The sequence below is a fragment of the Agrobacterium sp. 10T429 genome (genome assembly GCF_056393925.1).
Map to the genome: position 1 here is coordinate 146,579 of NZ_JBFTGV010000012.1, position 14,138 is coordinate 160,716.

At 57.6% G+C, this 14,138-nt stretch carries 11 protein-coding genes; 5 read left to right on the forward strand and 6 right to left on the reverse strand.

All coding sequences use genetic code 11. The annotated features are described in order from the left end of the window. Positions 1-44: 44 nt before the first annotated feature. The 5 genes from AC1DCP_RS22875 to AC1DCP_RS22895 all read right to left on the reverse strand — a co-directional run bounded on the left by AC1DCP_RS22875 (position 45) and on the right by AC1DCP_RS22895 (position 5,144). Positions 45-1,094: an ABC transporter ATP-binding protein gene (locus AC1DCP_RS22875; protein WP_003516945.1), complete on the reverse strand. Its 1,050-nt coding sequence runs from the start codon at positions 1,092-1,094 to the stop codon at positions 45-47. Then, entirely contained in the window at positions 1,094-2,140 is a 1,047-nt protein-coding gene (locus tag AC1DCP_RS22880; RefSeq protein WP_035200777.1) for an NAD(P)-dependent alcohol dehydrogenase, read from the reverse strand. Before AC1DCP_RS22880 ends, AC1DCP_RS22875 begins: the two co-directional genes overlap by 1 nt. A gap of 7 nt (positions 2,141-2,147) precedes the next feature. Beyond that, on the reverse strand, positions 2,148-2,966 hold the full coding sequence (locus AC1DCP_RS22885; protein WP_003516943.1) for a carbohydrate ABC transporter permease: 819 nt from the start codon (positions 2,964-2,966) through the stop codon (positions 2,148-2,150). Further along, on the reverse strand, positions 2,963-3,826 hold the full coding sequence (locus tag AC1DCP_RS22890) for a carbohydrate ABC transporter permease (protein ID WP_003516941.1): 864 nt from the start codon (positions 3,824-3,826) through the stop codon (positions 2,963-2,965). The genes AC1DCP_RS22885 and AC1DCP_RS22890 overlap by 4 nt, the downstream gene beginning before the upstream one ends. A gap of 67 nt (positions 3,827-3,893) precedes the next feature. Continuing rightward, positions 3,894-5,144, reverse strand: coding sequence for an ABC transporter substrate-binding protein (locus AC1DCP_RS22895; protein ID WP_013637578.1), 1,251 nt, complete (start codon positions 5,142-5,144; stop codon positions 3,894-3,896). 135 nt (positions 5,145-5,279) lie between these two features. Between AC1DCP_RS22895 and AC1DCP_RS22900 the strand changes: the two genes are divergently transcribed. Together AC1DCP_RS22900 and AC1DCP_RS22905 are read left to right on the forward strand one after the other, a co-directional pair. Next, positions 5,280-6,218 carry an AraC family transcriptional regulator gene (locus tag AC1DCP_RS22900; protein ID WP_013637579.1) on the forward strand — a complete coding sequence of 313 codons (939 nt, stop codon included), beginning with the start codon at positions 5,280-5,282 and terminating at the stop codon, positions 6,216-6,218. A gap of 342 nt (positions 6,219-6,560) precedes the next feature. Beyond that, the gene (locus AC1DCP_RS22905; protein ID WP_019565888.1) at positions 6,561-7,844 is read left to right on the forward strand and encodes a RhtX/FptX family siderophore transporter; all 1,284 of its coding nucleotides are present in this window, start codon (positions 6,561-6,563) and stop codon (positions 7,842-7,844) included. Positions 7,845-7,898: 54 nt separating this feature from the next. Here the strand turns inward: AC1DCP_RS22905 and rhrA are convergent, their stop codons facing one another. Then, a complete protein-coding gene (gene rhrA / locus AC1DCP_RS22910) occupies positions 7,899-8,858 on the reverse strand; it encodes a rhizobactin biosynthesis transcriptional regulator RhrA (protein ID WP_173998653.1) in 960 nt (319 codons plus the stop codon). Positions 8,859-9,019: 161 nt separating this feature from the next. Between rhrA and rhtA the strand changes: the two genes are divergently transcribed. From rhtA to htpG, 3 genes are all read left to right on the forward strand, one after another. After that, complete coding sequence (gene rhtA, locus AC1DCP_RS22915; RefSeq protein ID WP_476774652.1) at positions 9,020-11,272, forward strand: TonB-dependent siderophore receptor RhtA; 2,253 nt, start codon at positions 9,020-9,022, stop codon at positions 11,270-11,272. A gap of 390 nt (positions 11,273-11,662) precedes the next feature. Beyond that, positions 11,663-11,851, forward strand: coding sequence for a DUF4172 domain-containing protein (locus tag AC1DCP_RS22920; RefSeq protein ID WP_421608578.1), 189 nt, complete (start codon positions 11,663-11,665; stop codon positions 11,849-11,851). A 232-nt stretch (positions 11,852-12,083) separates the two neighbouring features. Then, positions 12,084-13,976 (forward strand): molecular chaperone HtpG, encoded by a 1,893-nt coding sequence (gene htpG / locus AC1DCP_RS22925; RefSeq protein ID WP_112153490.1) that lies wholly within the window; start codon positions 12,084-12,086, stop codon positions 13,974-13,976. Positions 13,977-14,138 lie beyond the last annotated feature (162 nt).

Genomic DNA, 14,138 nt, shown 5'->3' on the forward strand with positions numbered 1-14,138 from the left:
CAGTTGCCCTGCGCGACGTGATTGAAGGTCCCACCTGAGTGGGTTTAAATCAACCTCAGTCCCGTGCCGGGATCAAACACGTGTAGGTCGGACGATGCCACTTCAACACCAAGCACCTCGCCGATGGCGGGTCTTATGTCCGCAGGAACAGAAATATTGATCTCGTGGCGGTCGTTTTTCAGGCAGATCAGACGTGTCTCACCGTGGAACTCGTTCCGCTCGACGGTGCCGCGAAAGGCTTGAGCATCCTGGTTTATGCGAAATGATCCGGGCCGAATTCCAACGGTAACCTCACCGGAACGGAGGCCTGCCGGAGCTGTAAACCTGACAAGATTGTCGCCCAGCCACTCCTGCGTCATCTGCAACTGAAGAAAATTCATGTTCGGTGTGCCTATGAAGCCGGCAGCAAACACTGTCCGAGGCGCCTGATAAATTTCTTCGGGCGTGCCCATCTGCTCAATACGGCCGTCCTTCATCAGGACAATACGGTCGGCAAGCGTCATGGCTTCGAGTTGGTCGTGAGTGACATATATGCTTGTCGTTTTCAGGTCGCGGTGGAGGCGCGCGATCTCGACCCGCAGGCTGCCGCGCAGCTTGGCATCAAGGTTTGAAAGCGGTTCGTCAAACAGGAAGACCTCCGGGGTCTTGATCATGGCGCGGGCGATGGCCACTCGCTGCTGCTGTCCGCCGGACAGTTCCGTCGGCTTGCGCGCAAGATAGACGCCAAGACCGAGCGCGTCGACCACAGGCGCCAGGCGCTGATCGATCGCGGCTTTTCCTATTCCGGCCCTCTCGAGACCGAAAGTGATATTGTCCCGCACGCTCATATGGGGGTAAAGCGCGTAGTTCTGGAACACCATCGCGATGCCCCGGTCACCCGGATCGCGATCGTTCATCCGCTCGCCACCGATGAGCAGATCCCCGCCTGAAATCTCTTCAAGCCCGGCAATCATCCGCAGCATGGTGGATTTTCCGCAGCCTGACGGGCCGAGAAAGACGACGAATTCGTGGTTGTCGATCTTCAGGTCAAAATCCCGCATGACCTCAAGCGAACCATAGACTTTCCTGATCCCCCGGCACTCAACAGTGGCCATCACTTCGTCTCCCCGTCCACGACGATCTGCAGCTTTACGTCCTCTGGCCGGCCTTCGGCCGCCCTTTCGAAGGCCTTGATCGATTGATCAAAGGCATAGGTGCCGGAAACCAATGGCTTCAGGTCGACCTTGCCTGCGGCGATCAGCGCCAGTGCACGGTCAAACACGTTGGCGTAGCGGAAAACCGTTTCAATACGGCATTCGCGGAAGCAGGCCGCCGCAAGGTCTACCGCGACGGGTTCGGGCGGCAGACCGACGATAACGACTGTTCCGCCCGGGCGCACGACCTTGAAGAGATCACGGACCGCGGCCGGTGCGCCGGAGCATTCAAAGACGATATCGGCTCCCCAGCCTTCTGTCGCCTCGTTGACGGTCTCAATGACATCGACCTCCTTGAGGTTGATACCAGTGATGCCGCCATAACTTTCGGCCAGTTTAAGTTTTGTTGCGGAAATGTCCGAGATCAGCACTCGCGAGCAGCCGCCGGCAAGGGCAGCCAGTGCCACCATGATGCCGATGGTTCCGCAGCCTGTAACAACCGCCGTATCGCCGGGCGTGATCTTCGCCCGGGCGGCCGCCTGCATGCCCACGGCAAATGGTTCAACCATCGCGCCTTCGGCGAAGGAGACATTGTCAGGCAGCTTGTATGTGAAGCTTGCCGGATGGACTGTCTCCGGGCACAAGACGCCGTGCACCGGCGGCGTTGCCCAGAATGTCACGGCAGGATCAACATTGTAGAGGCCGAGCCGCGACGCACGCGATTTCGGATCGGGGATGCCCGGTTCCATGCAGACGCGGTCGCCGGGCTTCAGATGGGTGACGTTGGCGCCGGTCTCGGTGACGGTTCCTGCTGCCTCGTGGCCGAGAACCATGGGCGCGTTCACGACGAAGTCACCGATGCGACCATGGGTGTAATAGTGTACGTCGCTGCCGCAGACGCCAACAGTATGGATACGAATGCGAACGTCATCCGGCCCCAACTCTTGAGGAATTTCGATATCGCGCAGGGAAAGTTCGCCGACATGTTCGAGGACAAGTGCTTTCATGGGTCAGTCAACCTTGGTCAGTTTTCTTGGAAAATGCGGCGTTGAGGCCACCGGCAAGCACTCCGAGCAGGATCAGCGGTGGCAGCGACAACAGGACGACGGCGGCGTTCAGAATTCCCCAGGGCACATTCATGCCGAGCTGCGACATCTCGGACGCGATGATCGGCAGGGTCTTTGCCTTCGAGGTCGTGAGCATCATGGCAAGCAGGAACTCGTTCCAGACAAGGACGAAGGAGAAGGCAATGGCGCCGAAGACCTGGAAACGGGCAATCGGCAGGGCGATGCGGAAGAAGGTCGCATATGGGCCAAGCCCATCCACCCGGGCAGCTTCTTCAACGTGAAGGCTGACACGCTCGAAAGCCGGCACGGAAAGCCAGATGGTGATCGAGGCTGTCACAATGAGATAGGTCACGATCAGCGACAGCCGGGTGTCATAGAGATCAAGACCGAGCCAGATGACCAGCATGGGAATAGCGATCGCGACGGGCGGCAGAAAGCGCAGCGACAGAACGAAGAACTGCGCCTCCGCCGTGATCCTGTTCTTGAACCGGGCGATCACATAGGCCGCCGGTACACCGAGTACGGCGCCAAGCACGACCGCACTCGAGCAGATGATCAACGAATTGGTAAGTGCGCGCGCCACCGAGCGGCGATTGAGCACATAACTCATATTGTCGAAGACAGGCTGGAAGATAAGCTTTGGCGTTGACACCAGCAGATCGGCATTGGTCTTGAAGGCGTTTAGCAGGGTCCATAGGAGTGGCAGCACGACAAGTGCAGCGGCAAGAACCAACAAAAGCCTGAGCAGAAAGGTGGATATCTTCATCGGTTCAGCCTCTTCCAGGTAAAGGTAAAGGTGACGATGGTCAGGACCATCATGATGACGGCCATGGAGGACGCATAGGAGATCTTGCCGGCTTCTATGAAGCCTTGGGAATAGGCATACATGTCAAGCGTCTCGGTTGAGATGCCGGGACCGCCGCGCGTCATGACGTAAACGAGGTCGAAGGAGCGAAGACTCTCGATCGCCTTGACCAGCAGCAGACTGATCAAGGGTGCTTTCAGCATCGGCAGGGTCACGAAACGATGGATTTCGAAGCGGGTCGCCCGATCTATGCGTGCGGCTTCCAGCGGCTGAGGCGGCAGGGATTCGAGAAGCTTCAAGATGATCACTGAAAAGAACAAGCCCCATTGCCAGACATCGACGAAAGCAACAGCAAGGAGGGCGCCGAGCGGCGTCGACAGAATGTCGGGCGTGATGCCGGTGAGCTCCCTGACCGGCCAGGTCAGCGCGCCGTAGAGCGGATGAAAGGCGAACTTCCACACAAAAGCGGCGCACACGCGTGGCAGGAGAACGGGAATGATGAAGAGCACGCAGAGGACGTTGCGCATACGGGGGCTCGCTGCCTCGAACATGGCAATCCCGAGCGCAACCCCCGTCACCATGGTCAACGAGACGCTGATGACCTCCCACTTGAAAGATACCCAGAGCGCGTTCAGGAAACGGGCATCCGAAAACAGCGCCAGATAATTGGCTAACCAGACATAGTCTGCATCGGGTGCCGAAAGGGTCCGGTTCTGCAGGGATATATTGATAGCGTAGATCGTCGGCACGAGCGCCAGAATGATCAGGATACCCAAACTGGGCCCAAGAAAGACGTAAGGCAGCGAGCGGCCTCGGCGCATGGCAGATCCTCGGATTGGCAAAAGGGGGCGCGTCATCAGACGCGCCCGTCAGACGGCTTGGGAGGCGTCAGAGTTTGGCTGCGAAGGCTTCGAGGTCGTTCAGCGTCGCCTTGATGTCAGTGCGGCTACCGGTGATCAGCTCTTCCAGCATGATGCCCCACTGGTTGCCCAATTCCTGCCAGCGCGGATCCTGCCAGAAGGTGACGGTGGTCTTTTGACCGGTCGCCGCCATGGCGTCGGCAAGGTTCTGGCCAAAGGTCTTGGCGTATTCCGGGCTCTGATAGGTGCTTGTGCGCGTCAACTCGCCCGGCTGGCCGGCGGCGAGGCGGCGGGCTTCCTGTTCCTTGGATGTTGCCCAGGCAACAAAGAGACCAGCGCAGGCCTTTTCCTCATCTGTCTTGTTGGCCTTGGACGCGATTGCAAAACCATGGGCGTAACCGGCCCCCGGCAGCGGCGACGGCGGAACGGAGAACGCAACCTTGTCTGCAACCTGGCTCTGTGCCTTGTCGACGGACATGCCGCCAAGGGGTGCGGATTCGATGATGATCGCCACCTTGCCGGAGCGGAAGGCGCCGGTGGACTCGTCCCAAGAGCCGGTCTGCGTGCCCGGCGCCGAATATTTGAAGAGTTCGAGATAGGTTTCGGTCGCCTTTACCGCGGCATCCGAATTGAAGGCCGGCTTGCCGTCCTTGAACCACTCGCCGCCGTTTGCTTTGAAGAACGGCATCCAGCGCCAGACGTTGGCGCCTGAACCGCGCTGTCCGCGAAGCGCAGTGCCGTAGACGCCGTTGGCCGGATCATGCAGCTTCTGCACGGCTGCAAAATATTCGTCCCAGGTCTTCGGCGGCGCGATGCCTGCCTTTTCCAGGAGGTCGGTACGGTAGACCATCAGGTCGCCACCGCCCTGCACAGGCGCAAACCACTCTTTGCCGTCATAGGTCGCAGCTGCGCGCATACCGGCGTCGAAGTCTTTGTAGTCGTATTCGGATGGATAAAAGCCATCAAGCGGGACGATCCAGCCAGACGAGGCAAAAAGCGCCAGATTGGCTTCGTCAACATAATACACGTTGAAGCTTCCGACCGTCGAGGCGTCGGCCTGCGACTTCGCGCGGCGATCGTTCTCGTTGAGATAACTGATCTCGAAGCCTGCGCCGGAGAGCTCTTCGAACTCATCGACATATTTTTCGAGAAGGGTCAGTCCATCGCGCGGCTGCGCCAGGACACGCACGTCGCTGGTGCATTGTGCGGCGGCAAAAGCGCTGGATGCTGCAAATATGGCGATAACCGCGCAACCGGCGCGGAGAGCGTTGAGTGTCATGATGTCCTCCCTGAATGGCAACTCCCTTGCCATCGACCAGCCCACATTTACGCAAGCGACGGGCGCGTACTAGTTTGCCTCCGTCACAGAACTAGTATTATATTGACATTTGTGCGCTGTAACATGAGCAATTGAATGCCTATTGCATCAGACTTTCCTCAAACAGTCTCTGAGACTTTCACCGCCACGCGCGAGCAGATCGTCTTACCCGGAGGCGCTTCCTATCTGATCCGGAGGGACGACTATCCCAATCCGATCTGCATCTGGAACTATCATCCCGAATGGGAGATTCACTTCATCCCTGACGCTTCAGGATTTGCTTATGTGGGGGACTATATCGGCCCGTTTCGGCCCGGGCATCTGGTGCTCACCGGGACAAATCTGCCGCACAACTGGATCACACCCGGTGCACCGGCTTTGCCAGGCCGAGACATGGTCCTGCAATTCGACGCGGATGCCCTGATCGGTATTCGCGCAGTATGCCCTGAGTTCGAAGTGCTCCACCGGCTGAAGCCTCTGGCCCAACGGGGGATCGAGGTTCTGGGCGCCGACGCGCTCTTGATTGGAGCGAAGATTCTCGAGCTTCACGCGGTGGGACACCGTGGTGGGCTCGGGCTGTTTTTAGAGATACTGGAGGCAATCGAAGCGGCCACCGAAAAGAGGTTGCTCGCCAGCGAACACTTCATAGCGGTCTATAACCAGGTGTCGGACCGCAGACACCGCCGGATCGACCAGGCAATCCAGATCCTGCAATCGGATCCTGGTGCGCAGATGCATGAAGTGGCTGCGATGGTTGGTTTCGAGCCGTCCGCCTTCTCGCGTGCCTTTCGGCGTCTAACCGGCATGAACTTTTCTGACTACAGCCGATCCGTCCGCGTCTGGCGAGCAAGAACCCTTCTCGCGGAGACCGAAATATCGATCACCGATATCTGTTTCGAGGCGGGCTTCAACAACCTGTCGAACTTCAATCGCTATTTCCGGATGGAGATGGGGCTCACGCCCCGGGCCTACCGAAAGGCCGCGCGCATAAGAGCCAAGTCTGTCATTGGAGGAGTGCCGGTTAAGTCCATTTAATGGTGGTCGCGCCGAGATATCATCGATCCCTGGGGCTGCAATCGGTTTTTATCGTATCACCGCCGCTTCGATATGTCGGCCTCTTCGCTCACAACAAAACTGGCATCTCCATGTCCCTGAACCAGTCTTGCGAGGGGGGTGGCAGCCGGCCGCTGCATTTGTTGCTTCAGCTCTGTCGCATCGAGCGGCTGTTCGCAATTGTCCTATTCGGGTTCGCCCATATCCAAGCATTTGCTTGCCGGTGAGATAAAGACGATTAAAAAATACTCCTGTTTACGCTCCGGGACAGACCGGCGTTTGAAGCGCTGAAAACCTTACCTGGGTCTGTGGTGTTCCGGGCTCATGAATTCGGTTCTTGCAATGGCCCAAATCGACGACGCGATTCCTGGCGACACCGTTTCGACTTCGACTTCGACGTTCGAGCGGCGGTTGATGTATGTGCTGGGCGGTCTTTACCTCGCTCAGGGGATACCGACGTATCTGCTTTTGGTGGCCCTGCCGCCGATCATGCGTGAGAGTGGGGCATCGCGCACGTCTATCGGGCTATTCTCGCTGCTGATGCTGCCGCTCATCCTGAAATTTGCGGTCGCACCGTTGGTGGATCGATGGTCTCCGTTACCCAAGCTTGGCCATCGCCGCGGCTGGGTTGTGCCGACCCAGCTTCTCGTCAGCGCCGGTATCGCTTCCATGACGCTGGTGGATCCGAGCGATGCCACGGTCCTTTTTGCAATCTGCATATCGATCACGCTTGTCTCCTCAATCCAGGATATTGCAACCGACGGCTACGCCGTAAGATGCCTGACCGACAAGACGCGCTCGCTGGGGAATGCCGTGCAGGCGGGTGCCGTAGCGCTGGGCGTAATCGTTGGCGGGACGGCGGCACTGGTGGTGTTTCATGTCGCTGGATGGCGCACGATGATACTGCTGGTAGCCGCGCTGTCGTTGCTGCCCCTTCTTGCAGCCCTGGCGATGCAGCCGGAAGCGCCCACGGTTGGCAAAGAAAAAAAGCGCGCAAGCCTTGCTGGTTTCTTCCGCCGTCCGAGTGCCTGGCTGATCCTCGGATTTGCGCTGACATACCGGGCGAGCGAAGGTCTCGTGCGCGGGATGGAAGGCACCTATCTGGTTGACAGCAAGGTCCCGGCTGACTGGATCGGTTACCTCTCTGGCGGAGCGGCGGCAACTGCGGGCCTGATCGGCGTGGGTATCGCTGCCTCCATTATCCGCAAGGTTGGCCTGACGACAACGCTCATCCTGCTGGGTGGCCTCAGAAGCTTGTGCTTCCTCGCCTTCACGCTGAATGCGTCCGGCGTCTGGCCCGGCATGTGGGTGGCGATGTCGGCCTCGGCATTCCAGACGCTGATCCGCTACATGGAGCTGGTAGCCATCTATTCATTCTTCATGAAGAACTCTTCGGACGATCAGCCAGGAACGGATTTTACCATTCTCACCTGTGCCGAACTGGTCGTCTACATGGTTGGTGCATCCGCAGCCGGCCTGGTTGCCGACCGGATGGGTTATTCCGCGCTGTTTTCGACGGCAACAGTTCTTTCGCTTGTCGGAATGGGACTTTCCGTCTGGTTCCTTGGAAGGATCGGACGCGGTTCAGGCGCGTCGTTACGGCGATGATGACAAGCGGCCGGAGTGACGCTTTCCAGCGGTGTCACGAGACGCCTTAATTCCTCACAGGTTTTTTGCCTCGTCAGGCGCCGTCATGCGGCGCAGGTCTGTAGGGCGTATTCCGTAGCGACTGCGGAAGGTGCGATTGAAATATGACAGGTCGTTGAAACCGACGCTGTAAACGATCTGGCTGATCGGAGTTGCGGTGTTCTCGGCAAGAATCAGGCTCTTGGCGAGCACCAGCCGCCGCTCCAGCACGTAGCGCGAAAAGGTCGTGCCTGTCCGACTGAAAAGTTTCTGGATCGCGCGCGGTGTGATGCCTTCGGTGCGCGCCACATCAGCGATCGAAAACGCACCGTCGGCAAGATTTTCCTCAACCATCGCCTTGATCGCTTCAATGCGGTTTTGCGGAACTGCCGAAGGCGCAACCTCGTTCCCATATCGGGCGAGAACGGGAAGCAGGGAGTAGAAGTGCGCCACCATCATGGTGGCATGCTCTTTGTCCTGATGGTCCTGTTGAAGAAGATATCCTGCATAGTGGGTCAACAACTGCAATGGCAGGCATTCTGCTGAAAAGGGCCGCAACAAGATCCGGTCGATCGACTTTCGTGCAAGGGTGAGGGCGGCATGGGGAAGATGGGCGCAGTCGAGGCGCCCGCCTTCTGGCAAAATAATTTCCGATGCCATATCCGTGGGAAGGATGATGACATCACGGGGTTCCAGTTCGAAAGTGTGCTTGCGATGATGGACGATTAAGGTTCCGTCAGTTGCACGCAACATCGCGATATCAGGCCTGCCGATCCCATGAGCTGTCAGTCGCAAGGGTGTTTTGGGCAGGTAAACGGTTGCGAGAGAAAGGTTTTCGTGTTTCCAGACAAGGCCGGTAACACCCGCCAGATCACCGTCTTCAACGGTGATCGTTGCTTCTCCCAACATGTCCAGAAGGATTGTGCGGCAGACCAGTCTGCTTTCTGGATCAGGTAGCGAGAGGGTTCCAAGTTTCAGGGGGCGGACTACTTCCATGAAAAATCAAACCTGTCTTTGCTGTTGATGTTCGCATCTATCCAAATCGGGTTCGTTCCCATCCAAGCCCGGCGGTTTCATAGCGCATAAAACATGATCAAAACAGTCTTGTATTTTCCGAGGGACGACTTGGAAGATATTTTTTGCGCATTGGGGGCGACATGATCGGAAAGTGGAATGTCGGCGTTAGTCTTGTGGCTATCGTCGTCGCAATCGGGGGCGGCAACAACGCCGTTCAGGCGCAGGATACGTCTCAGAACGCGCAATCAGACAATGGTTCTACGGTGCTGGAGCCGATCGTTGTAAGTGGCAACCGTATACCCCAGCAAATCTCGCGGACGGCGCGAACGATTTATGTCGTTGATGCACAGGCCATCGAGGCCGAAGCCCGTTCGGGCAAGTCGCTTCAGCAGATTCTTGCTGAGAGAGTTCCAAGTTTCGACCCCGCCAGCGAAGGTGCGCGCACAGCCTATGGCCAGAACCTGCGGGGACGCACGGCCCTCATTCTCATCGATGGTGTTTCGATGAACTCGGCGCGCTCCCTGAGCCGCCAATTCGATTCAATCGATCCGTTCAATGTCGAGCGTGTCGAGGTTCTGTCTGGCGCGACGGCAATCTACGGCGGCAATGCAACAGGTGGTGTCATCAACATCATCACGAAGAAGGGGAAAGATGCGCCGGACGGTTTGCGCGGTGAAGTGACGGCGGGCCTTGGCAGTGGCTTTGGCCGTACCCGTGACCTTGACCGCAACGGTGCAGGTGCCGTGACCTATAACAGCGAAAACTGGGATGCGCGTTTCTCCATCGCCGGCAACCAGACGGGAGGCTTTTACGACGGCTCCGGCACGATGCTCACCCCCGATATTACCCAGACTTCCACAGCATTCAACAAGCGCATCGATTTCATGGGTAGTGTCGGTTTGCAGATCGATGACGACAGGCGCCTTGAGGTGTCCGGCCAGTTTTATGACAGCGCCCAGGATTCGCCGTTCGGGCTTTATCTTGGCGCAGGCCTTGCCGGGATCCGCAATTCCAACCTGGTTGAAACGCGGGACGGATACCGATCGGATTTCGACCCGCGCACGCGCCGTACCATGGTAAACGCGACTTACACCGACAATGATTTCCTGGGGCAGGAACTGCTTCTGCAGGGCAGTTTCCGGCGGGAAGAAATCCGGTTCCACCCGTTTCCCGGTAGTGCGATTTTCTCCCCCTTCGTCTATTTCGGCGGCAGCTCGCAGGATACCGATTACTATAGCCTGAAGGCAGCGATGATCTCGGAGCCGCTGGACGGGCTTAAGGTGACATATGGCATCGACGCCGACCGGGATTCGCTGAGTTCCAAACAGAACGTCTTCGATTTCCCGACAGTCGCGACGACCGGTGCGATGGACTTCAGGACACGCGGCATTACCGGGCTTTATCCCGACATCGATGTCTCGACCCTGGCCGGTTTCATCCAGGGATCTTATGAGGCGACGGACCGGCTGACGGTCAACGGTGGTGTGCGTTATCAATATGTCACCACCGACGTATCGAGCTTCGCCGGCGCGGCACAGCAGGTCGCCGTTCTCAACCGGGTCGGCTCCTCTGTGGATCCCATTCCCGGCGGGGAAGTCAGCTACGATGCGGCTCTGTTTAACGCCGGCGCGACCTATGAGCTGACCGATACGCAGCAAATCTATGCCAATTTCGGCCAGGGTTTCGAGCTTCCTGACCCGGCAAAATACTACGGGATCGGTAGCTATAGGCTTGTCGGGGGCCGCTACGTCCTCCTGGACAGCGTCAATGTTGCCGACTCCGCACTCCAGGCGATCAAGACCAACTCTTTTGAAGTCGGTTATCGTTTCAATGACGATAGCTTCAGCTTCCAGACCGCGGCATATTACTCGCTCTCCAACCGATCCATCGAGTTGAACCGCACGACCCTGGCTGTTGATGTCGTTGATCGTGAGCGACGTGTCTATGGTCTGGAGGCCAGCGCCAGCGCGACACTGGATTACGGGTTTGATGTTGGCGCATCCGGTCACTGGGTGAAGTCGGAAATCAAGTCTGACGGTAACTGGGAGAAGGAAAGCATCGGTACCGCCAGTGTTTCCAAGCTCGGCAGTTATATTGGCTGGACGAAAGACAACTTCAACATCAAGCTGGCTGGGCAACATGCCTTCAATCTCAGCGACGACGACAGCCGGAAGATTGATGGTTACACCCTGTTCGATCTAACGGGTGCCTATCGCTTCGAAGCGCAGGACACAACGCTTCGCTTCGGCGTGATGAACCTGTTCGACAAGGATTACACAACCATATGGGGCGCGCGCGCCAACGCGCTTTATGGGGCTTTGGCCAATGAAGCCGTGTTCGACTACAAGGGACGCGGACGCACATTCGCCGTTTCATTGACGAAAGTTTTCTGATGGATCATCAGGGCGGCATGTGGCGGGGATATTTACTCCCGCCACGCGCCGCCAGGTCAGCGCAATGACCGGTCTGACCTGCTATGGTGCCTTCAATCTCCCATGGCTGCGGAACAGCGGGCTTATCGGGAGGGCGCGCGTTCTGGGCGCGGGCGCTGAAGGAGCAGCGGCAATTTCGATATTTCTAAGGCTCGCAGTGGTGGAAAGATCGCGGTTGCTGACATGTCGGCAATGCGTCAGGCATCGAGTGTCTGGAAGCCGCCCTGTTTGAATGTCTGTCTTCCATATCTCCCGCGCTTCGATTTCTGACGCTGTCGGACAATGGCCGGGCAGGGCTTCAAGACGAATTTGCGGCCCAACTTTACCGCATCTGCAATGTGGACCGATAGGATGGGGCAGACGCCCGTTCTCAGGAACGGCGAGGTTATCGGTGCTGTTCGCCATTTCAACGAGGACAACAGCAAACAACGTTGTATCGAGTTGCTGGGCGATGAAACGGTCAAGACTTCACAAGTTGAGGGGGAATTTATGGACCGCGTGAGTGTCCAGTCATCATTGCGCCGGAGTTTCGTTAGGTAACGGTTGTATCTCCGCTGATTTACCGGGAAAAACCTACCGAATGTCATCTTTTTTCGCAGCACTATTTGCGCGGAGGTTGTTGGCGCAATCTCAAAGGCTCACTGAAACTGAAAATCGGAAACAATCTAGTCGAAAGACGATCCAGGAACGCTGGCGCAAGCGCTGGATAGCGCTTGAAATATGACTCCGGAAAAACCATTTGACCGGCGATTTATGTGCAATGGAGGTATCAATGACGACCGTACAAGAGCGCCAGCCCGAGCAACACGTATTCGAAGCCGATGTCAGCCGACTTCTGCACATGATGGTGCATTCGGTCTACTCGGACAAAGATGTATTCCTGCGCGAATTGATCTCGAACGCGGCGGATGCCTGCGAAAAGCTGCGGTATGAGTCGATTTCCCAGCCGCAACTCTCGGCCGATGGGATCCAGCCGGGAATTCTCGTGACGCTCAATGAAGAGGCGCAGACACTCGTTGTCGAAGACAGCGGCATCGGCATGGACCGCGACGAGATGATCGACGCGCTCGGTACGATCGCGCGCTCGGGGACAAAAGCATTCATGGATCGGCTTGAGGCGGCCAAAGCTGGAGAGAAGGCGCAACTGATCGGCCAGTTCGGCGTCGGCTTCTATTCATCGTTCATGGTCGCTCACCGGGTCGAAGTAATCTCGCGCCGCGCCGGCAAGGACGAGGCCTGGAAATGGTCATCCGACGGCAAAGGAAGCTATGACATTGCTGCGGTCGATCCGGGACAAGCACCGACACGCGGTACTCGCGTCGTGTTACATCTCTTGGAAGATGCAAAGAAATATACGAGCAAATGGACGGTGGAGGAGATCATTCGAAACCAGTCCGGCCACGTCCCCGTACCTATCCGTCTGGTCGAGAAGGAGGGTGCCGAGCCCTCACAGGTATCCGATGGTGCAGCGCTCTGGATCAAGCAGAAGAACGAAATATCCAAGCAGGATTATGTCGATTTCTATCGGAGCGTTTCAGGCCAGTACGACGAGCCGCTGAGTAACGTCCATTTCCGCGCTGAGGGCCGACACGAATATACGACTCTTGCCTTTATACCCGGTTCTCAGCCATTCGATGTGTTTGATCCGGACCGACATGGTCGGATGAAGCTCTATGTGAAGCGCGTCTTCATAACCGATGATGCCGAACTGCTACCGCGCTATCTGCGCTTCGTCCGTGGCATCGTTGATACTTCGGATCTGCCGCTCAACATCTCCCGCGAGATGATCCAGGAAAGTCCGGTCCTCGCGGCCATCAAAAAGGGCGTGACGAGCCGGATCCTTTCCGCGCTGGAGAAGATGGCCGAGCACGACGGCGAGACGTTTGCCAAGTTCTGGGATATGTTCGGGGCTATTCTCAAGGAAGGCATCTACGAGGACTTCGAACGGCGCTCACAGTTGCTGAAGCTGGCACGCTTCCGCAGCACCGCATCGGGCGAGGCGACACGCAGCCTGGCTGACTACCTGGCCACGATGAAGGAAGGACAATCGGCGATCTACTATATTAGCGGCTCCACTTTGGACCAGCTGAAATCGTCGCCGCACCTTGAGGGTTTCCGGGCCAAAGGGATCGAAGTCCTCCTGCTTACAGATGGTGTCGATAACTTTTGGCCGACCAATGTGCCAGATTTTGAAGGCAAGCCATTTAAATCTGTCACCCAAGGTCTTGCCGATCTGAACACTGTTACCGGGGAGGGGGGCGCTGATGAGGCTGGCCGCCAAGCTTCTCCCGAGGTCGGAGCCTTCATCGATTTCGCGCGAAGCGCCCTCGGTGAGGAGGTTGCGGACGTGCGTATTTCTGATCGGTTGACCGAAAGTGCGGTCTGCCTTGTCGCGTCGGATTATGGCCCCGACCGCCAACTCGAAAAACTCCTGAAAGGCGCCGGGCGGTTGCAAACAACGTCGAAGCCGATCCTGGAGATCAATGGGCAGAGCGAACTTGTGAAAAACATTGCTTCAATAGACGATCAAGCGTTTCGCGAGGATGCTGCGTGGCTTTTGCTTGACGAAGCCCGCATCCTTGACGGGGACAAACCAGCCAACCCGCGCGCGTTCGCCGACCGGCAGGCCAGGTTATTTGCCCTTGCGATGAGATCCGGTAATTGACAAGCCTCGGCGAGGCGGCCTTTGGCTGCCTTGCCAACACTCGGCCGAAGAGGACGATTGGTGGTTGCCGATGTTGCGCAGGTTATCAATGAGTGTGACGGCGTTGTCTCAAATGATGCATCATGACAGCGCCAATTGCGCTCGGCACAGCCCCTTCAGTGC